Here is a 21,158-nt window from a genome sequence, read left to right on the forward strand (position 1 = left end):
GGCCGCAATGGTGTGGCCCCGTAAAAAGTAATATTACACAAAAATTGTAAAATGCCTTTATTAGGCTTCAACACTTTTGGGCATGGTGTCCATATCTATCACAAAGCGGTATTTCACATCTGAACGTAAAACACGCTCATAGGCTTCATTGATCTGATCTGCATGCACGACTTCAATATCACTTGTAATATTGTGCTTACCGCAGAAATCTAGCATTTCCTGCGTTTCCTGAATACCACCAATAGCAGAACCAGCAAGGCTTCTGCGCTTGGCTACTAGGCTGAATGCACCAATGGACATCGGCTTTTCTGGCAGACCAACAAGAACCATATGCCCATCCTGCTTGAGCAACGCGAGGTAGGCATTAATGTCATGTTCGGCTGAAACGGCATCTAAAATGAAGTCAAACTGGTTGGCTTCTGCTGCCATTGCCTCTGCATCACGCGAAATAACTACGCGATGTGCACCCAAACGTTTACCATCTTCCACCTTGCTTGCCGAAGTGGTGAAAAGTGTTACTTCTGCCCCCAATGCCACAGCAAATTTTACGGCCATATGGCCCAAGCCACCTAGCCCCACAATGCCAACCTTGTGGCCTACGCCCACTTTCCAATGTGATAGCGGAGACCATGTAGTAATGCCCGCGCAAAGCAAAGGTGCAGCCGCAGCCGGATCCAGATTTTCAGGCACACGCAAAACAAAACGTTCATCCACCACGATTGCGCGTGAATATCCACCAAACGTATAGGCATCCGTTTTAGGAAAAGCCGGATCTGGGCTATTGTAAGTCCAGGTTGGCCCGGCATCACAGTACTGCTCCAACCCGGCTTCGCAAGAGGCGCATGTCTGGCACGAATTGACCATACATCCCACGCCAACCAGTTCACCCAGCTTAAAACGTGTTACATCTACACCTACGGCAGCAACGCGTCCGATAATTTCATGGCCAGGCACACATGGGTAAGAAGCAGGCCCCCATTCGCTCCGGGCCGTATGAATATCAGAATGGCAGATACCGCAATGCGTGATATCAATCTGCACATCAAGAGGACCGCAATCACGACGTTGGAAAGTAAAAGGAGCCAGTGGAGTTGTGGCGCTGGAAGCAGCGTAGCCGATGCAGGTAAACATGAAACGTTCCTATTCAGGCTGAAAACAGATTTCAGATCACCTGCTCAAACTAACAGAACCTACCCGCCTTATGTAACCATATCGGCTTCACCTCTGCGTTGCTCTTTTTAACATGCACCCTGCATGATGCCTTGTTTTTTCATCAATACTGCTCAGGAAACGTCATCCTACAGCAACGTTACATACTCAATCACATAAGGAATATGTCTATGTCACGCCCACCCTTTCCGCCTTTTGATATTGAGAGCGCAACACGCAAAGTCCGTCTTGCTGAAGATGCATGGAACTCCCAAAACCCAGATCAGGTGGCGCAGGCCTATACTGTGAACAGTCAATGGCGCAACCGAACTGAATTTATCCATGGGCGTGATGAAATTGTAGATTTTCTGAAACGCAAATGGCGCACAGAACATGATTACCGTCTGATCAAAGAGCTCTGGGGATTTCGTCAAAACCGTATGGCTGTTCGCTTTACCTATGAATGGCATGATGATGCAGGACAATGGTTTCGGTCTTACGGCAATGAAATGTGGGAGTTTGATCCCGATGGGCTTATGCGCCGCCGTTTTGCTGCCATCAATGATTTGCCTATCGAAGCAGAAAGCAGATTGTTTCATTGGCCCCAAGGACGGCGCCCAGATGAGCATCCAGGACTTTCCGATCTAGGGCTGTAACACCATAAAGAGCAAGCGCTTGCCAGACAGCATATGACTAGCTGGCAAGCTGGTTTTCTAGCGCCTCATCATAATCAAACCTTAGGCTTGCCAGTCGTAAACAAGTAGACAGATAGTTCGTAAAAAAACTACACTCAGTAAGTGAGATACCACACAAGATAGATACTCTGTATTGATGCAACACAATGGATTATACTGAGAGTACATAAATAAGGAGATATATTACAGAATGAAAATTATCAGAACCGCTGTAGTCACAGCTCTTATTACCATCACCAGTGCCTGTACATCCACCGGCAATACCTCCATAAAACATACAACACTTACGGAAGTTAACCAGAATATTCATGATGGCGTGACGACTGCATCCCAAGTGTATCAGATTTACGGAGAACCGGGGCAGAAAGGCTATGAAAATGGTTTTGAGTTCTGGGTTTATAGTTTTACAGCTGGTAGAGAAGATGGGCTCTCAATAGCTCAGAATGTGGTTGGTCTGGGCATACTTGGAGAAAAAACAAATAACAAAAGCAAAACGCTTACCATCGTCTTTAACAATGGCATTGTGTTAAACCATAGCTTCTCCACCTCAAATTTTAGTTCCAGTAGTGGATTAAGGCAGTAACTTCTGTCTATTTTCTCTTAAAATCCAAGGCGGGATATCCATTCCATTGACAAAAACATGAATACTCAGCCTGTTTCCGATACGCAACGCCGCCTGGTTATGCTCTGCGCTGTTTTAGGGATTGTGTTAGGTGGGTTGGATGGTGCCATTGCCAACATTGCCCTGCCAACTATTGCCCGAGATCTTTCGTGCACCGAAACGCTAACTGTCTGGATCGTTAACGGATATCAGCTTGCTGTTGCTGTCAGTTTATTGCCTGCTGCTGCATTGGCTGAATCTCTGGGTCTTAAAAGAGTATATGGTTTTGGGTTAGCATTATTTACTGCAGCTTCTTTGGCATGTGCACTTTCGGGGTCTATTGGCCTTCTTGTCGGTTCACGCGTTTTGCAAGGCATTGGCGGTGCCTGCATGGCTGCGTTAAGCGGTGCACTTGTTAGAAGTGTGTACCCACGAGAACTTTTGCATAAGGCATTCGCAATAATTGCTCTTGCCGTTGCCATTTCTGCAGCAACCGGCCCCACATTGGCCGCTGCAGTTTTATCTGTTGCCACTTGGCCTTGGTTATTCCTTATCAATCTGCCAATCGGCCTTATAGCTGTCCCTCTTTTTCTACGAGTTGCACCACATAGTCCGCGCCGTTCATTTGCTTTTGATTGGATGGGCGCTTTATTGAATGTTGGCGCTCTGGGGCTGGGTGTTCTTGGTGTTGATGCGTTGGGGCAAAAAGAAGCCAGATGGGGAGGAATTGAAATCGGAGCAGGCTTTCTGTGCGCCATTATGCTGTATATGCAGCAACGCCACCAAAAGGCCCCTATGCTTCCCCTTGATCTTCTGGCCATTCCTCTATTCTCGCTCTCCATCCTCACATCTGTTTGTGCGTATGCAGCCCAAATTCTGGCTTATGTTGCGCTGCCATTTCTGTTTCAAACCGTTATGCATCAATCTGCAGTTACAACAGGTTTGCTTGTTACGCCTTGGCCATTACTTGTTGCCGTAGCAGCACCCTTTGCCGGGCGGCTAGCTGCCCGCCACCCCGCTTCTGTTTTAAGCAGCATTGGGCTGACTATTCTGGCAGCCGGATTAAGCATGTTGAGTATTATGCCTGCGCACCCATCCTTCTTGGATGTTGCTTGGCGTATGGGGCTATGCGGTATTGGGTTTGGTTTCTATCAAACACCCAACAATCTTACAGTCATGACCTCCGGCCCAACAACGCGCAGTGGTGCTGCCAGTGGTATGCTGGCTGTTGCACGCACAATGGGTTGGGCACTGGGGTCCGCCTTTGTTGCATTGGTTTTTGGTTTGTCTGAAGGCAGTTCTGGGGCTGTTCATTGCCTTGAACTGGCAACAGGTTTTGCCCTTGCCGGAGCTATTCTTAGCGTTTCACGCCGTGTTGTACGTGATGAACAGAAAAACATGAAGCATTGAGAAACAAAGAAAAAAGATACCCATCAGTTTTCTGCATCTTCTACCTTTTTGCCAACACATGTTTTTACGGCATGTAGCTTACACAGAAATTCCACTCACTTTAATTATATACATATTGCATATTTTAATCAGGCACAGTTTAGTCTGAATTTATGCCCCAAGACTCGCAAGCTCCTGCGCCTCCGTTCTCTTCAAAAAAATCTGCATGGCGTTTTGCCAAAACAGCAGATGCAGGCGGCCAAAGTCTGCCAGAAGTTTTTGCCAGCATTAAACTCCCCGCAGCAAATACATCATGGCTCAAGCGCTTTTTAGCGTTTGTTGGGCCGGGCTACATGGTTTCTGTTGGATATATGGACCCCGGCAACTGGGCGACCGACTTACAAGGCGGTGCCCAGTTTGGATATACCCTGCTTGCTGTTATTCTACTTTCAAACCTGATGGCAATTCTCCTTCAGGCTCTATCAGCCAGACTAGGCATTGCAACAGGTCGTGATCTAGCCCAAGCTTGCCGAGATCATTTTCCACCCGCCATCAATATTGTTCTTTGGTTAGCCTGTGAACTTTCCATTATTGCATGTGATCTAGCCGAAGTAATTGGTACAGCCATAGCGCTACAACTGCTACTTGGCATTCCAATCTTAGGTGGTGCCATTATCTCGGTTCTTGATGCTTTTCTTGTGCTTGTTTTGATGAATCGCGGTTTCCGATATCTGGAAGCATTTATTATTGCATTACTCAGCATTATTGCCATTTGTTTTGGTGTGCAAATGATAGCTGCAGCCCCACCTCTTGCCCAATTAGTAAAAGGCTTTATTCCTTCACCTGAAATCATAACCAATAGTCAGATGCTCTACATTGCAATCGGCATTGTTGGGGCTACGGTTATGCCACATAATCTATATCTTCATTCCTCTATCGTGCAGACACGTGCATTCGAACACACATTATCCGGCCGTAAGGAGGCCATTCGCTGGGCGACGTGGGATAGCACAATTGCTCTTATGCTGGCTTTGTTTATTAACGCGGCCATTCTTATTGTTGCCGCAGCTGCTTTTCATACAACAGGCCATCAAAATGTTGCAGAAATTGAAGATGCTTACCGCCTGCTCTCCCCTGTTCTTGGGTTAGGCATTGCATCCACCTTATTTGCCGTTGCCCTTCTGGCTGCTGGCACTAATTCAACCGTAACCGGCACATTGGCCGGGCAAATTATTATGGAAGGCTTTTTGCGGTTAAAAATACCGCACTGGATGCAACGGCTGCTCACACGTGGTCTTGCCATTATTCCTGTCATAATGGTGACAGCTCTTTACGGTAACAAGGGTATTGGAAACCTGCTGATGCTCAGCCAGGTTATCCTATCCATCCAACTTCCTTTTGCTGTTATCCCTTTAATTCTGTTTGTATCTGACAACCAGAAAATGGGTGAACTTGTTATTTCTCGTAAAACAACCATCCTGGCCTGGGGTGTTGCTGGTATTATTCTGGTTCTTAATTTCAAACTTTTGTATGACACTTTTTTCTGAAAACGATTTATAATTGCATTCACAAAACCTGATCTACAATTTTCCTAATCCATAAATCTGTAATGGGCGCATATGGAATCAACATCCGGTAATAAAATGCCCCATACAGCAGATCGAGCATAAGCTCTCCTGTTTCTGAAGGCATTCCGAACTGTTCTAGCGCCTCCAGCCCTGCCTTTCTTCTAGGCGCAATCCACCGATCCCAAAAAGCCTGTTCCAGCACAGAAGTGGATTGAGCAGCCGCAACCATATGCCGCAGAAGTTTCCGTCTTGGTTCGTCTAGCGCATGGCTAAGATCTTCAAGTGCAAAAATAAGTGTCTGCTTAACATCCTGTCCGGCGCGATAGGCAATGCGGGGTGTCAATTCTGACAGAAAAGCATCCATCACCACGGCTGCAGCACTGTTCCAGCGGCGATAAAGCGTTGTTTTGGCCACACCTGAATGGCTTGCGATAGCTTCCATCGTCACGCGCTCCGGCCCCAAATCATATGCAAGCTTCAGGGCTGCACTACGCGCTGCCTCGGTTGCGGCTGCACTGCGCTTACGCCCGCTCCCTGCTACAGCAGCTTTTGAGGCATGAGATAGATTGCGAGTGTTCAAAAGAGATCTCCAGTGCGTCCTTAAGGAAATTGCCACCATCCAGCATTTTTCGCAACGATCCGTATCGTTTCTTGACTACGATACGGATCGTATCGTAATTATCTTTTCATTCCGATAGCGATCGGAATCTGAAAAATGCCGGAGCAAGCCTGTGATAGGACAGTCCATTCAGAAATGGGATGCACGCGATAAAGCCACAGGCACTTTCCTGTACCCATCTGACTTGCGGCCAGAACACTGTGTCCACCTCAAGGTTCTCAGGGCTGGACGTGCCCATGCCCGCATTCTTGAAATTGATATTCATGCAGCTCAAAAGGCACCGGGGGTTCTGCGCGTTCTCACATACGCCGATATCCCAGGCCTCAACAGCTTCGGCCTCATCACCCCCGATCAACCTGTTCTTTGCCATGACCGCGTAAGGTTTCCCGGTGATGCTGTTGCTCTGGTAATTGCAGAAAGCGAGCACGAGGCTCAAAAAGCCTGCCAACTTATTCATGTAGAATATGAAGACCTGCCAGCCATACTGGACCCAAAACAGGCTCTGGCTCCCGATGCCCCCCAGATCGGACAGAATGGCAATCTCTGCCACGAGGTTAATCTGGGGTTTGGTGATGTTGATGCAGCTTTGGCAGCTTCCGCGCATGTTGTGCGTCTGGCTTACAGCACCGGACGGCAGGAACACGCCTTTCTGGAGCCTGAAGCCGGCATTGCCTATCGTGATAATCAGCAGCGTATTGCCATTATTTGCGGCGGACAAAACCCTTTTGCAGACCAGAAGCAGATAGCAGCTATTCTCGGTATTCCTGTTGAGCAAGTCTATGTGTCTCATCCCCCTATGGGAGGCGCTTTTGGAGGTAAGGAAGACCTGAATGTTCAGGCACATCTGGCTTTAGCGGTGCAAGCCACAGACCGTCCCGCCCGGTATGTTTATGAACGTGAAGAAAGCATTGGCTACTCCGTTAAACGGCATCGTTTTGAAGTAGATGTCGAAGTGGGATGTGATGCCACCGGGAAACTGACCGGCTTCCGGGCCAATCTTCTGGCCGATACCGGAGCCTACATGACGTTAGGCCCTGCCGTTCTTGTTCTGGCCGCCGAACACGCCTCCGGGCCTTATCGATTTCAGGCAAGCCGTATTCATGGTCAGGCCGTCCATACCAATACAGGAAATGCCTCGGCCTTTCGTGGGTTTGGCAACCCGCAGGTTATTCTGGGCATTGAACAGGCTATGGATGAACTGGCCGCCAAATGTGGCCTTAACCCTATCGACTTCCGCGAAAAAAACCTTCTTCGCGGCGGAGACCGTGCAGGAGCTGGGCATATTGTTCGTCACGATGTTACGCTTCCACGCCTGATTGCTGCCGCACGCAAAGGGCCATTACTATCTGCCCTTTCTCAAAAAAGCGTACATCCAGATCAGGATGGTAAGTTTCGTGCAACCGGATTTGCATTCGTCTGGCAAGGGTTCGGGTTGGGGGCAGGCGCTGAGCCCGGATCAAGCGTGACCCTTCGCCGAGACGAGAATGGACATTTCTGGTTGAATTGCTCCACGGCAGATTTGGGGGAAGGCAATCTTTCTGCATTTCAGCAGATTGCAGCATCAGGGTTGGGATGTCATGCCCATGATATCCAGCTTGATATCGGCACAACAGATAACACAAATTCATGGTCCACAAATGCTTCCAGATCCGTGGTTGTAACGGGTAATGCTGTAGCGCAGGCAGCAAAACAACTGGCCATGAGAATAGCTGCGGGCGAAAGTGGTGAGCTTGAAGAAACAGCACATTATGCCCCTATTTTTCCAGAAAAACTAACACTTGGTGCCCCGCACATAGGGTATTCTTATGGCATACAGGCCGTGCGTATTGCGCTGGATACGGCAACCGCCAATGTTACGGTGGAAGAAGTTGAAACATGGTTAGATGCAGGAACAGTTATCAATCCCGATGGTGTAACAGGCCAGATTGAAGGCGGTTTAGCGCAAGGGCTTGGCTTCGCTTTAAGTGAAGACCTCGTACAGCGCGAGGGGCGTGTTCTGAACAACCGTTTTTCATCATACATTCTTCCGACAATCCGCGATGTACCAATAGATGTTCGCGTCCATCTAATTAACCATCCCGATGCATCCAATCCTCTCGGTGCGCGCGGTATAGCAGAAGTTGGGCTCACACCCGCTGCTGCGGCTATCGCCAATGCTTTGGCACGGTGTGTTGGGCATCGCTTCGCGCACTTTCCAATCAAACCGGAAGCTATTCTCCCGGTCATGGAAGAAATTCTGTCATGATCACATTCCAGCTTAATGGCAAACCCGTCCAGATTGCCCATGCGGGTAAAACCCTGTTGCAGGTTCTTCGTGACGATTTCCATTTGACTGGCGCCAAGCTTGGCTGTGGTGAAGGCGAATGCGGAGCCTGCACAGTCCTGGTTGATGGGCATCCTGTCTGCTCCTGCCTACAAGCAGCCGAAATGCTGCAAGGCGCAGCTATTACTACCATTGAAGCATTAGCCCAGACGCCAGAAGGATCTGAAATCTGTTCTGCTCTGGCGCGCAAAGGGGGCGTTCAATGCGGGTTCTGCACGCCGGGAATAGTCATGGCTTGGGCCGGACGGCACCCTGATGACGCGCCAGATGATGCCCTGGAGGGAAATCTTTGTAGGTGCACGGGATATGTTAAAATTCGCACAGCACTTGAACAAACAGACTGCCTTCTGCCGCACACAGATACCGTTTCCGGTAAAGCGGATATGTCTTTGCAAGACGGACTGGCCTATCTGGCTCAAAACCCAGACCTCATCCCGATTGCAGGCGGAACCGATCTGATAGTACGCGCAGGCCATAACCTTGGCTCCCTCCGGCTTTTTTCGTTAGATAGGCTGAATGCGCCGGAACTACGTCAGGTTTTCTGGGAAGATGGTAACCTTGTAATAGGAGCCCTGATGCGATGGCAGGACATTCTGCATGATCGTATCATTGCGCACACTGTGCCTATCCTCAGAGATGTCGCCTATGGTGTTGGCAGCCCTCAGGTTAGAAATGCGGCCACCATTGGCGGTAATGTGGCCACAGCTTCACCGGCAGGAGATAGTCTTCCGGCTCTCGTGGCACTTCAGGCCCGTATTCGGCTGATCCATCCAGACGGAACCCGGGAGATGCCCGTTGCAGAGTTTATTACAGGGGTTGGGCGCACAAAACGTAAGGCTGGTGAACTTATTGTCGGATTTGTTATTCCTGCAAAATGCATTGGTCAGCCACAAATGTTTACAAAAGTAGGCCCTCGCAAAGCGCAGGCAATTTCAAAACTTTCTCTGGCAACGGTTTTAGTTCCTGACGATCCGGCCAGAATCAGCTTTGCATTCGGTGCCGTTGGTCCTGTTCCTATGACATGCCCAAAAGCACATCAGTATCTTGCTGCACAGGAATGCGATAAAAGGCATTTCAAGTTTGCGGCTGAACTAGCTATGTCGGAAATTACACCGATTGATGACATGCGTTCTACCGCAGCTTACAGAAAAGCCGTAGCTAGAAATCTCCTAATCCGCCATTGCCAGAAGATATTTGGGCATAAGAGCTAAAATTTTTTCTTGTATGGTTTACATTATAACTCGAAAAATCAAGAAGCTACGCTATGCAACGCTGGGTGGCGTTTATTTGCAAGCCCAAATTCGTTTTCAACGATAGCTGTTACCCCTAAGCGGCCTCTATGACTGGCTCACAACCAATAGCGGCAATTATCACAGCTATATCAGCCAACATCAGCATGTTAGAGATAAGAAGAAAAGCACGTGATGAGCCATGCGTTTCTGGCTAAGCAGCGAACAGTGGCTCCAGACAGAGCTTTATCAGATCTTGCTCTCGATAGTAAAATCAGAATATAGCAAGATCTCTTGCATAGAAAAAATTATAAATAAAAAGAAATTTTTATATTTATACTACAAAAAAATACCACTACCTCCTTGCATTTGGCGCATCTACTTGTTGAATCATTTTTTCAATCATTTCCCAACATATCTGAAAATGACGATGCCTTTCTTCAACATCATTGAATGTCTCCACCCCAACCAATGCCCGATGCATAGGCCATTGCAACACGAAGCCGGGAATATAACGGGACAATACCTGAATGCGCTTACGGTTTTGTGGTGTATCTGGCCACTGCAAGGTGCGTGCAAGCAACATTTCTATGCGTTCGAAAAATGGCTGCATAATCTCTGTTGAAAGACTGTTGGCAGCAGCGGGTACCCGCCGAGCATCCGTGACAAGAATACGATATGTTTCAAGAGTTTCCTGCTCTAGGCAGAAATCCTGAAATTGCTCAAAAAGTTCCTTTAAAGCAACCATGGGTTCTCGGGACGAAAATTCGGCCTCCTGAGCAACCTCAAACAATCGTCTGCAACGATTATGCATCACCGCTTTAAAAAGATCCTCCTTTGAAGGATATCTGCGGTAAATGGTGGGTTTACTGCAACCAACTGTTTTAGCAATCGTGTCCACTGAGGTAGCAGCGTAACCGTCTGTCAGAAAAGCCTGTGTTGCGACATCCATAATCTTGCGATCTAGTTCTTCACCAGCATCTGGTGAAGGACGGCCACCTGTCACACGGACAACATTCTTTCCAGACAATTGCTTCCCTTTCTGCTCCTTGCACTGAGCGAGCATGTTTAATGATATGCCTGATACGATGTAGACTATCGGGAGACAAGTTCTGAGTAAAACCCAAGCAGACAAAAGCTATTGCCCATGTGGTTTTTAGTAGGAGTAAATGTATTGCAGCAGACTATTTTCTACGTAGATTTCCCCAACTTCCAAACGTCTGATAAATCCTTTTCGTTCCAGAACCGCCATCGCGCGACTTAAACTTTCGTAGGATATACCAATATAATCGGCAATATCACGCCGATTCATAGGAAGTTTTAGAATGTGAGTTGCATGGTCAAAATATTGCACGCATGCACAAGACTCTGCAATAAACTGCGCTGTCCTAGAAATAATATCAAATTTTACTGCCCCGATCAGATGTCTTTGTAATAATTGAATTTCGCACAAAGAATTTAGTAAAAATTTATTTTGGATATTTGGATGATTTATTAAAAACGACTGAAAATTTCTGACTTCAAATTGCAAAATGTGACAATCTGTAAGGGCGTCAACTGAATACGGATAAGTCTTCTTTCCATAAAACCCTAATAAATTCCCATTTGAGTAAAACGCCAGAATCTGTCGTCTTCCATCAGCCAGCTCGTAAGAAACCCTTACAATCCCCGATTGAATGACATATCCATTTTTGCAAACATCACCTTGAAATAAGATCCTTGTCCCCGGAGGAACATGATGTATGTTCCCAGCGGTTGTGAGAGCCTGTGTATCCATCTGGGAGAGACGTGCAGCATCCCTTTCTGAGATAGATGAAATCTGTTTTTGAAAAATAATCTGATTTTGTATCACGAAACCAGTTCCAATATATCATCGAAATTACCTAAATTATTCTCAAATATTTTAAATATCAGGTGGATTATTAGACATAAACTTCAAAGAAAACCGGGCTACTTGACCTGCAATCAGTGGCCCATGTACTTGTCCTTGCACATGCATATCAACACCACGGGCATTCTCCATATCAGCCACAAAGATTCCATTGGTAATGCTGGCGGCTCCTCCAATTGTCCAATATGTTCCAGCCAGATCACTCAGCCTGCTTAGATTGGTGACACAAGCTGTGGCTTTCAGTGTTGCGTTGCCAAATGTCAGTAGCCCTCCGCCTTTGATTTCTACGGGGTACTGGTGTGTTCCCTCTGTAAAAACCCCCTGCCCGGAACCATACCCCACAACGGCACCTGTTTCATGAAGCGTTAGATTGATGCTTCCATCCACCTGCCTGCATGTGGGATGTGCAGCAGCAAAGGTGGGCATCATGCCTGCGAACATGGCGGATGCCATCCAACACGCATAAAAAAGCTTATGGAAACGGAATATCATGGAAATATATCTTTCTTTAAGCGATACGGTTCTGTGCACCCAATAATACCATACGGTATCGTTTACAATATGGATGAAAAACTGTAGCGCTTGGTAAGCGGAGCATCATGCATGACTCCGCTTCCAAATGGAGGTTTGTATGACACTCGAAATCTTAAACGAAAAAAACAATCACACTGTTTCAGACGCATTAAAGAAACATATTGAAACTCTTTTTTCCGGGCACGCTGATCGCATGGAGAAAAACCTGAAAAGCCAGATCAAAACACTTCAGGATCAGCTTGAAACCCATGAGCAGAAAAGACATGCGTCTCATCTCAAGTTCTGTCTTACAATGGCAGCTGCACTGGCAATATCAGCCATTGTGCATTTTCGGCACCGTAAAGCACAGTAACTTTTTCTGAAAACACGGAGCATTTTCATGGCAGATCTTATTGTTGTTGGCTTTGATACGGAAGATGGCGCAAGCTTAGCGCGATTTGAGTGCTTTAAACTTCAGAAGGAATATCTTCTGGATCTGGAAGATGCCGTTGTTGTGCGTCGCACAGCAGATGGCAAGGTGCACCTAGACCAGTCCGTTAATCTGACAGCCCTTGGTTTTTCCAGCGGCCTTGCCATGGGAGCATTCTGGGGCACCCTGCTGGGCCTGATCTTTCTTAATCCGCTGGCCGGTTTTGTGGCCGGAAGCGTTGCCGGAGCAGGAGCAGGCGCTCTGGATGGCAAGCTGAGTGATTATGGCATCAGTGATGATTTCATCAAGCAGGTTGGTACTACCCTTAAAAATGGCACATCCGCTCTTTTCATTCTTGTGCGCAAAGCCCAGCCAGAAAAGGTTATTGAAGATCTGCGCTATATGGGCGGACACCCGCATATCCTTCAAACCTCACTTTCCCCCGAGGCCGAAGCAAAGCTGCGCAATCTTATTGGCTGATACCCTGCCCCTACTTCCGGCATAAAGCCGGGAGTAGGTTTTCCTGAACGCGTTCTGCTTGTTTTGTTCTTACTTTTTCCCGTCTGGAGTTGAGGCCTTAAATCCACCGCCTGTTGCCTTGTAAAGATCAACGGATGCATCAAGGCGTTGCAACCGCGCCTTTACGCGGGAAAGTTCTGCCAGTTGCACGGTGGATTGTGCGACCAGAACATCAATCTGGCTGGCATATCCCTGATTAAGACGAAGTGTTGTTAAATGCAGCTTTTGCTGCGCCGCCTCATCACGGGCAATATTATCAGCATCACGCTCAGAAGCCGTATTCTGTGCCAAAAGCGCATCCCGCACCTCTTTGAACGCTGTACGGATCGATTGCTGATATAAGGTAACCTGCTGATTCTTGTTGGCCTTTGCCAGCTTTACCCCACTTTGCGTGCGCCCAAAATCAAGCACAGGCGCTGCCATGGCGGCGCCAAGTGTCCATGAACGGCTGGTTGCCCTGTACAGATTGTCGATATCAATATTGTTCACACCGGCAAGTGAGGCAAGCGAAATGCTTGGGAAATAGGCCGCGCGTGCATAACCAATGTTGAAATTGCTCGCAATCAGCATCTGTTCATGCATGGCAATATCCGGGCGGCGTTCCAGAAGTTCGGATGGCAATACCGAAGGTGTGGGGTCTGGCACCTTCAGGTTGTCAATCTCCTGTCCTCTTGCAATGCCAGTCTGTATGAGTTCCTGTGGGGAACGACCAACCAGAACAGATAATGCACTTTCCGCATTGTTGCGCTGATCTTCCATATCCGGCAAAGCAGCGTGAACAGTATCTCGCCGTTCGGTTGCGTCCTGAAGCAGAAGAGCATCAACCGCCCCTACATCATACTGATTTTGGACGAGAGCCAGAATTTCATCCTGTGTTCGAATGCTGTCTTTCAAAATGGCAACATTGCGATCCAGGGCGCGCAGGCTGAAGTAAAGCTTTGCCACCCCGGCCGCCACAGATAGGCGTGCGGCATCCTGCGCATAAACAGCCCCTTTTACACCTGCTTTGGCAGCCTGACTAAGGCTGGCGTTTTTACCCCATAAGTCGAGCTCATAATTCAACATGCCACCAACAAAGCCAAAATTGCTTGTCTTGTTGGGAAACTGAAAGCTCTGCCCCATGGCGCGGACCTTACCATCGGCAAATTTTCCGTATGCATCACTGCCCGCAACAGAAATGGAGGGCAACTGGTTTGCAAATGCGTAGCTATACTGCGCCTGCGCCTGCGAAAGACTGGTTTTTGCCAAAGCGATATCATCGCTGCGCTGCTGGGCTTCACTTTCCAGCTGATCCAGCACCGGATCACCATAGCGCTGCCACCATTCACGATCATCCCGTGCCACAGCGCCAACACCATCCCATGTTTTGGGCAAGGACACTTCCGGGCGTTTATAATGCGGCGCAAGCCATGCGCACCCGCTCAACAGAAGCGGAAGGAGAAAAATCACTTTCCTCATGATGTTTTCTCCGTTGTGGGTGCGGGTTCCTTGACGCGAAACCACAAAACATAAAGCGATGGCAGAAAGATCAGCGTCAGCGCCGTGGCGACAGCCAACCCGCCCATGATCACATCCGCCATAGGCCCCCAGAAAACGCTGGATGCAATAGGCAGCATACCCAGAATGGCCGCAATAGCCGTAAGCATAATGGGCCGGAAACGGATCATCGCAGCAGCTACCACTGCATCCCATTCGGATTTGCCTGTCTGCTGCTCAATCTCAATCTGATGCACGAGAATAACCGAGTTACGGATAATCATGCCCACCAGAGCCACAAGCCCAAGCAGAGCAATAAAGCCTATGGGATTACCTGTGATAAGCAAAGCCGCCACAACACCAATCAGGCCAAATGGCGCAACACTCAATACAAGAGCCAACCGCTTGAAGCTCTGAAGCTGGATCATCAGCACCGCCATCATGATCAGCGCCATAACCGGCATAACGGCAATAACCGAGTTCTGGGCCTTTGCCGCCTCCTCAACCATACCGCCAACGGCAACATGGTAACCGGGGGGCAGATGCGCATTGAAATCGGCAATCTGGCCCGCCAGTGCCGATACCGCACTATCGGCCTGCACACCCGGGCGCAGTTGCGCCTGAATGCTCATGGTGGGCAAGCGGTCTCGCCGCCATATCAGCGGGTAGTCTTCGACATAGGAGACGTTGGCGACCGAAGAAAGCGGGACAGTCAGATCATTGGGCAAACGAATGTCCAGATTGCGCAGGCTTTCAATGGAAAGACGCTCATCCGCCTTGGCGCGCAAAACAACATCAACCAGATAGATGCTATCGCGCACCTGTGTGGCGGTGATACCCGTAACGGTGGAATTGATGGCCAGCGCAATGGCCGCGCTAGAAAGGCCAAGACGGCGCGCCTCCTCCTGCCGCACATCAATGCGCAATTTGCGGGCGGGATCCCCCCAGTCAAAGTTGATCAGATGCAGGTTGCCGCTTGCATCCATCATCCGCGCAACATCCTGTGCGTAATGGCGCACCTTGTCCGGGTCTCTTCCTGATACGCGATACTGCACCGGCCACCCTACTGGCGGGCCAAGCTCCAACGGAAACAGCCCGTGTACAATATCCGGCATGTCCCGGCTGAGCTTTGTATCCAGGCGCTGGCGCAAATTCTCGCGGGCCTTGGCGCTTTTGGCAACAATGACTGTCTGGGTAAAGAAATCATTCGGCAGCTGTTCATCAAGTGACAGATAGAACCGAATGGCCCCGCGCCCGATATAGGAGCTCCAGTGGTCGATATCCGGGTCATCGCGCAGCATGGCATCCAGTTTGCGCGAGACATCACTTGTCGCCTTAATGGACGCTCCCTGCCGCAGCGAGAGATTGACCAGCAGTTCCGGCCGATCCGATGCCGGGAAAAACTGTTTTGTAATCAATGGTGATAGCACAATGGCGATAACAAGCGCACCAAGGCTTAACAGAACAGTTTTACGTGGATGATGCATGGTCAGAAGCAGAAACCGCTCGAATGTGGCCATGATCCGCCCTTTCTTGGGCTCCTCATGCACCTGCCCGGCTTTTTCGGGCTGGGCCCGCAAGATGGTCACACCAATCAGGGGCGCCACCAGAACGGCTACAAACCATGAAACAATCAGCGCCAACCCGACAACAGCAAACAGGGAAAACGTATATTCCCCCGCAACACTGTGCGCGAACCCAACTGGCACAAACCCCGCCACGGTGACGAGCGTGCCAGTTAGCATCGGAAAAGCTGTGGAAGTATAAGCATATGTGGCGGCCCGCGGCAGGCTCCAGCCTTCCTCCAGCTTGCTGACCATGCTTTCAACCGTGATCATGGCATCATCAACCAGCAGGCCAAGTGCGATAATCAAAGCGCCAAGGGAAACACGCTGGAGGTCAATCCCAAGTATTTCCATGCTGGTAAAAACAACAGCCAGCACAAACGGAATACAGAAGGCAACAACCGTTCCTGCCCGACCACCCAGACTGAGGAAGCTGATCCCCAGCACAATGGCGATGGCCTCAAACAACGCCTCCGTAAAATCCCCTACCGCATCCTTGACCACCTTGGGCTGATTGGCCACGAGGTGCGCCTCAATCCCAATAGGCATACGGGCGTGCAGTTCGGCCATTTTGGCTGTAACGTTTTTTTCAAGCGCCAGAACATTGCCGCCCTTGCTCATGGAAAGAGCCAGCCCTACAGCATCCTGCCCGTTTACCCGGAACAGCGTTTGCGGTGGATCGGCATATTCGCGCGTAATGGTGGCAATATCTCCCAACCGTACCTTATGGTTGCCCGTGTAAAGCGTAACATTGGCAACATCTGCAACGGAATTGAATTTTCCCGTTGGTTGAACAAGGATCTGCTCTTTGCCTGTATCAAGCTTACCGGAAGGAACAAGGGCATTCTGCGCCTGAAGTGCCGCCACAATCATTGCGCCGTTAATGCCTAGCCGGGCGAGATGACGACCTGAGATATCAACGTAAATTTTTTCATCCTGAGCACCGAGCGTTTCAATCTTGGCTACGTCCGGCACATGTAGCAGCTCGTCACGGACGGTCTCGACATAATCCTTCAGCTCTCGGTGGGAAAAGCCATCTGCCGTAAAAGCGTAAATGATGCCATAGGTATCTCCAAACTCATCATCAAAGAATGGCCCGACTGTTGTGGATGGCAGGAAAGGCTTGATATCACCAACCTTCTTGCGCACCTGATACCAGATATCGGAAACCTGCGCCTTGGGCGTGCTGCCCAAGAGGTTGACCAGAATGGTGGTTTTTCCGGCAGTTGTATAACTTTTAACGTAATCGAAATAAGGTGTTTCCTGTAATTTCTTTTCTATCCGGTCTGTCAGCTGATGTGTTGTTTCCTCAACCGATGCCCCCGGCAACATGGCCTGTACAACCATGGTCTTGACCGTAAATGGCGGGTCTTCATTACGCCCCAGATTGAGGTATGACCGGACACCCGCAACCGCAATCAGGATCATGAAGAACGCAACAAGAGCCCGGTGGCGGATAGACCAGTCAGAAAGATTTAGAATATGGCCTTTTTTCTCATCAGAACCAGTTTCTTCAGGGGATGGTGCATTATCAGGGACGGACATCGGCATCATCCAGCAGGGTAATCTTCTGGTTGGGATACAAGGCCTGCACGCCTGCCGTTACAACGCGCTCTCCCTCATGGAGGCCGGAAGCTACCGTGACATCATTGGCCGCATAGCGAGAAACCTCAATCGAACGTAAGGTCACGGTCATTGTCTGAGAGTTAATAACCCACACTGCCGGTTTGCCGTTTTGTGCGGTAAGGGCTGAGGGAGGCAGGTGGATATTCTGGCCGGATGCATCGGCCAGACGCCCGATCACCACGGAACCCAATGTCATGCCCGGCGGCGGTGTCTGAAGAAGTACCTTTGCATGATAATTACGGGTTAGCGGATCAGCATCCGGTGCCAGTTCGTAAAGTGTGCCTTGTGAGCAAACATGTCGGTTTGCATCCAGACACACATCCATAATGGCGCCGGTTGTAAGGCCGGAACGCAGGATATCTCCTGATATATCAAACTGCGCATCACGGCCCGCAGCTTCCGCCATACGCAGAATTGTCTGACCAGCGGAAACAACCTCTCCCACCTCAGCCAGGCGCTCCGTAATTACGCCGTCTGTATTTGCGATCAGGCGAGTATGATCCAGTTCCTCCCGTGCAATGCGTTCACGCGCTTCCGTGGATTGCACTGCTTCGCGAGACGTACGGTAGCGCAGAATGGCCTCGTCATAATCATTTCGCGAAATGGCATGATCAGGCAGAAGTGCTGTGGCGCGCTTCTGCAACGGTGTTGCCTGCGCCAAAGCTGCCTTGGCAGCCTGTGCATCGGCCGTGGCAGCACGCAATGTCTGGCGGGATTCCGTATCATCCAGGCGGGCAAGCAATTGTCCTGCGTGCACGCCATCGCCAACCGCTACTTTCCGTTCCACAATTTTGCCGGGTAAGCGAAACGAAAGATTAACGACACGATGCGGCGCAACCTGCCCTGTCAGAAACTCCTCATTTCCATCTCTGCTGGGATGCACCAAAATAGAACGTACAGGCCTGATTTCCGGTGCAGGAGCTTTCTTGTGGCATGCAGCTAAAGGAACAAGCAACAAAACATAAGCACAGGTTCCACACGACAAGATGCGCTGGCTCATCGGTATTCTGTCCTTGCGCAATCAGAAATAGGTTGAGTCAGTAGCCCGGTCATGAAAATGGCTCCTTCAAAAGGTCAGATTTTGAGGTAGTCCTAAAGGAGCTTTCCCATCTTCTTCCCAATCGGATCAAAATATATGCATCCACACGCGTTACCAGAGTATGCCATTCTGCAATAACGGTTTTTGAGCAAACTTTTCCGCAAGACGAAAAACCAACGATAAGTTCACTGTATTACTGACTTGCCATGCGTCGCAATCTATTCAACAAAGATATTTGTGAAACATTACTCTTCAGATAAACCGTTGACTGTTTTAAAATAAAAACTTTAGGCTTTTCAGAGGTATTACTGTCGAGACAACCCGTATTTTTGAATCCTCTTATCATCACCGTCATACTACCCTCTGAGTAAATTACTCTTTTAATTATACGATACGGTATCGTCTCGCAAGATGGTCTGATCGTTGAAGTCACGCATCGGACAGCATACCGACTGTTTCCCTGAAAGAACTTAAACCTCTGCGCGAGATCGTCCGCCCTCCTCAAAGACCGCATCCCGGAAGGAAACCGGATTGACCGAGAAAAAACGGTAACCTAGACATAGATCCCGCAGAAAAAACAATGTGGACATCAAGCCTTTCGGGCCAGTACCTGCATTCCCCCCTAAACTATGAGGAACTGGAACGTACAATTGCACAGGCAGAAAACTTCATACTGCGTTACCGAGACGGTTAAAGAGGCGAGATAACATCTCAAGAAGTGTCATATATCCGCTCTCAAGATATACTTGTTACATTTCCTGTAAATATATTTACATTTTAATATTCAAACCACTTTTACAGTATCATTCATAACTAAAAAAATATACCACTTTTTTGTATGAACCACTTGACCTTTCCATAACCCATTGTTGAGCATAAGAAGCTAATTTTTTAACAAATATTACAATATGGTATAATTTTTCACAGTTTTTATAAAATTGTCATAAATATTTTCATGAAAAATACATTACACAGCAGCAATCTCTTTCGGTGTCCCCAACGAGGCGAGGAAACTGTTGACGGAAAATTGGTTACCACGTCGGCAGGACTGGTTACGTCTATGCCGTCGAGTACGTGTACTGACACGCAGAAAGGATGCAGAGGATCATCTGCAAAGTGCCATTGTGAATTACCTGGAGCGACCAGAAGGAAGTATTGAACATCCAGAAGCTTATATTACCCGCAGTGCGCTTAATCTCTCGCATAATACGCGTAAACGCGAACAAGTAAGTCAGATCGCGTCCGTAAGTTGGGAAGATATATTAGTTGATGTTCGTGATGCCAGACCATCACAGGAGGAGGCTTATGAAAGCCGTCAAAAACTGGAACATTTCTATGCTGGATGTCAGCAACTTCCAGAACGAACACGTCAGGTTTTCTTACTGCATCGTATAAAAAAAATGAAATATCGTGATATAGCAGATTTACTAGACATCAGTTCCAGCAGCGTGGAAAAACATATCATAAAAGCTCTGACATTTCTTTCATCGTGGATGGAACAGTGAATTACTTCACGAAATATTCTACCATCCGACATCATGCGGCTTACTGGATCACACGGCTACATTCGGAAAACTGTACAGACGCAGAAAAAGAGGCGTTTCAAAAGTGGCTGGCTGACAGCCAGGATCACGCAACAGAATTCCAGTATTTGACTGAAATTTGGGAGCTCGGAGCAGGTGCCCCGCAAACAATGCTTCCTACCATTCCAGTTGCAAGAAAAAACAACATCCTGTTAAATCGGCGCACTGCACTCGCTTGTCTTGGAACAAGCGTTTTGATGCTTTCTCCTCTTGGACAAAAAGTTCAAGCTACTCAACTTTTGCAAACCAAAACCGGGGATATTTCCACCTTTACTCTGGGCGGGAAAATATGCTGTCGGATGGATACTGATACCAAACTTGCCTTTATTCCTGATAGCCAATGTTGTCGGCTAGAAAAAGGTCAGGTAATTTTATCAGCATCTGCCGCAGCTTCTACTTTATGGGTTATTGCTGCTCATACCAGCGTTTATTTGCAATTACACGCATCAACCAACATACGCATTGACCCTGACTGTGTTCACGTAACTGCTTTACAAGACAAAATATTGGTTCGCAGTGAACATCTGCCTGCGTCTGGCGCGTGGCTACAACCAGGACAAAGACTACGTTTTTTTGCTGATGGACATTTACACAGTGACTACCCTGAAATTGACACGCTGCTATCGTGGCAAGAAGGGAGACTGATATTTCGAAATCGTCCGCTATGGGAAGTTATAACTGAAATTAACCGCTATATACCGCAGAAAATAAAGCTTGATGCCCCTCTTTTAATTAACCGGCCATTGAGTGGTGTTTACTATATTGCCCGTGGCAATGCTTTCCTACAAATGCTTGTTCGCCTGTTACCAATTCGGTTGGTAAATAACACAAATGGCATAACACTTCTTCCTGCATGACATTTTTATGAAACTCCTTTTCATTCAATGAGGAAATATACCCCCTTATTTGTCTTATATATCAGAGTATCCTCATCATATTTAAA

18 protein-coding genes are annotated in these 21,158 nt (G+C 48.4%); 10 read left to right on the top strand and 8 right to left on the bottom strand.

All coding sequences use genetic code 11. From position 1 onward, the window contains the following. Positions 1–60: 60 nt before the first annotated feature. The gene (locus tag EOV40_RS07240) at positions 61–1,131 is read right to left on the bottom strand and encodes an NAD(P)-dependent alcohol dehydrogenase (RefSeq protein WP_128105507.1); all 1,071 of its coding nucleotides are present in this window, start codon (positions 1,129–1,131) and stop codon (positions 61–63) included. Positions 1,132–1,340: 209 nt separating this feature from the next. On the opposite strand from EOV40_RS07240, the gene EOV40_RS07245 reads away from it, so the two are divergent. From EOV40_RS07245 to EOV40_RS07260, 4 genes are all read left to right on the top strand, one after another. Next, a complete protein-coding gene (locus EOV40_RS07245; RefSeq protein ID WP_128105508.1) occupies positions 1,341–1,805 on the top strand; it encodes a nuclear transport factor 2 family protein in 465 nt (154 codons plus the stop codon). Between the two features lie 229 nt (positions 1,806–2,034). Then, entirely contained in the window at positions 2,035–2,427 is a 393-nt protein-coding gene (locus EOV40_RS07250) for a hypothetical protein (protein WP_128105509.1), read from the top strand. A gap of 57 nt (positions 2,428–2,484) precedes the next feature. Next, positions 2,485–3,855, top strand: a complete 1,371-nt coding sequence (locus tag EOV40_RS07255) for an MFS transporter (protein WP_128105510.1) — start codon at positions 2,485–2,487, stop codon at positions 3,853–3,855. A gap of 152 nt (positions 3,856–4,007) precedes the next feature. After that, positions 4,008–5,381 (top strand): Nramp family divalent metal transporter, encoded by a 1,374-nt coding sequence (locus tag EOV40_RS07260; RefSeq protein WP_128105511.1) that lies wholly within the window; start codon positions 4,008–4,010, stop codon positions 5,379–5,381. Between the two features lie 19 nt (positions 5,382–5,400). Here EOV40_RS07260 and EOV40_RS07265 read toward each other — a convergent pair whose 3' ends face one another. After that, on the bottom strand, positions 5,401–5,982 hold the full coding sequence (locus tag EOV40_RS07265; RefSeq protein WP_128105512.1) for a TetR/AcrR family transcriptional regulator: 582 nt from the start codon (positions 5,980–5,982) through the stop codon (positions 5,401–5,403). Positions 5,983–6,133: 151 nt separating this feature from the next. On the opposite strand from EOV40_RS07265, the gene EOV40_RS07270 reads away from it, so the two are divergent. After that, the gene (locus tag EOV40_RS07270; RefSeq protein WP_128105513.1) at positions 6,134–8,266 is read left to right on the top strand and encodes a xanthine dehydrogenase family protein molybdopterin-binding subunit; all 2,133 of its coding nucleotides are present in this window, start codon (positions 6,134–6,136) and stop codon (positions 8,264–8,266) included. Then, positions 8,263–9,555, top strand: a complete 1,293-nt coding sequence (locus tag EOV40_RS07275; protein WP_128105514.1) for an FAD binding domain-containing protein — start codon at positions 8,263–8,265, stop codon at positions 9,553–9,555. Before EOV40_RS07270 ends, EOV40_RS07275 begins: the two co-directional genes overlap by 4 nt. A 373-nt stretch (positions 9,556–9,928) precedes the next feature. On the opposite strand, the gene EOV40_RS07280 is transcribed toward EOV40_RS07275, so the two are convergent. From EOV40_RS07280 to EOV40_RS07290, 3 genes are all read right to left on the bottom strand, one after another. Continuing rightward, positions 9,929–10,639 carry a TetR/AcrR family transcriptional regulator gene (locus EOV40_RS07280; protein WP_128105515.1) on the bottom strand — a complete coding sequence of 237 codons (711 nt, stop codon included), beginning with the start codon at positions 10,637–10,639 and terminating at the stop codon, positions 9,929–9,931. Positions 10,640–10,729: 90 nt separating this feature from the next. Then, positions 10,730–11,425: a Crp/Fnr family transcriptional regulator gene (locus tag EOV40_RS07285; RefSeq protein ID WP_128105516.1), complete on the bottom strand. Its 696-nt coding sequence runs from the start codon at positions 11,423–11,425 to the stop codon at positions 10,730–10,732. A gap of 51 nt (positions 11,426–11,476) precedes the next feature. After that, a complete protein-coding gene (locus tag EOV40_RS07290; RefSeq protein WP_128105517.1) occupies positions 11,477–11,956 on the bottom strand; it encodes a hypothetical protein in 480 nt (159 codons plus the stop codon). Between the two features lie 139 nt (positions 11,957–12,095). Here EOV40_RS07290 and EOV40_RS07295 point away from each other — a divergent pair, with 139 nt between their 5' ends. Both EOV40_RS07295 and EOV40_RS07300 read left to right on the top strand, forming a co-directional pair. Beyond that, positions 12,096–12,350 (top strand): hypothetical protein, encoded by a 255-nt coding sequence (locus EOV40_RS07295; protein WP_128105518.1) that lies wholly within the window; start codon positions 12,096–12,098, stop codon positions 12,348–12,350. A gap of 27 nt (positions 12,351–12,377) precedes the next feature. Then, positions 12,378–12,887 carry a DUF1269 domain-containing protein gene (locus tag EOV40_RS07300; RefSeq protein ID WP_128105519.1) on the top strand — a complete coding sequence of 170 codons (510 nt, stop codon included), beginning with the start codon at positions 12,378–12,380 and terminating at the stop codon, positions 12,885–12,887. Between the two features lie 69 nt (positions 12,888–12,956). Here EOV40_RS07300 and EOV40_RS07305 read toward each other — a convergent pair whose 3' ends face one another. Genes EOV40_RS07305 through EOV40_RS07315 form a run of 3 tightly spaced genes read right to left on the bottom strand, consistent with a single transcriptional unit; the run spans position 12,957 to position 18,593 of the window. Continuing rightward, positions 12,957–14,384, bottom strand: coding sequence for an efflux transporter outer membrane subunit (locus tag EOV40_RS07305; protein WP_128105520.1), 1,428 nt, complete (start codon positions 14,382–14,384; stop codon positions 12,957–12,959). Next, positions 14,381–17,521 (bottom strand): efflux RND transporter permease subunit, encoded by a 3,141-nt coding sequence (locus tag EOV40_RS07310; RefSeq protein ID WP_408740472.1) that lies wholly within the window; start codon positions 17,519–17,521, stop codon positions 14,381–14,383. Before EOV40_RS07310 ends, EOV40_RS07305 begins: the two co-directional genes overlap by 4 nt. Then, positions 17,499–18,593, bottom strand: coding sequence for an efflux RND transporter periplasmic adaptor subunit (locus EOV40_RS07315; RefSeq protein WP_128105522.1), 1,095 nt, complete (start codon positions 18,591–18,593; stop codon positions 17,499–17,501). Before EOV40_RS07315 ends, EOV40_RS07310 begins: the two co-directional genes overlap by 23 nt. Before the next feature lie 1,055 nt (positions 18,594–19,648). Between EOV40_RS07315 and EOV40_RS07320 the strand changes: the two genes are divergently transcribed. Together EOV40_RS07320 and EOV40_RS07325 are read left to right on the top strand one after the other, a co-directional pair. Further along, positions 19,649–20,137 (top strand): RNA polymerase sigma factor, encoded by a 489-nt coding sequence (locus EOV40_RS07320; RefSeq protein WP_128105523.1) that lies wholly within the window; start codon positions 19,649–19,651, stop codon positions 20,135–20,137. Continuing rightward, a complete protein-coding gene (locus tag EOV40_RS07325) occupies positions 20,134–21,072 on the top strand; it encodes a FecR family protein (RefSeq protein ID WP_128105524.1) in 939 nt (312 codons plus the stop codon). The genes EOV40_RS07320 and EOV40_RS07325 overlap by 4 nt, the downstream gene beginning before the upstream one ends. The last annotated feature ends 86 nt before the right edge of the window (positions 21,073–21,158 follow it).

Origin of the sequence: Acetobacter oryzoeni (assembly GCF_004014775.2) — a bacterium.
GTDB lineage: Bacteria > Pseudomonadota > Alphaproteobacteria > Acetobacterales > Acetobacteraceae > Acetobacter > Acetobacter oryzoeni.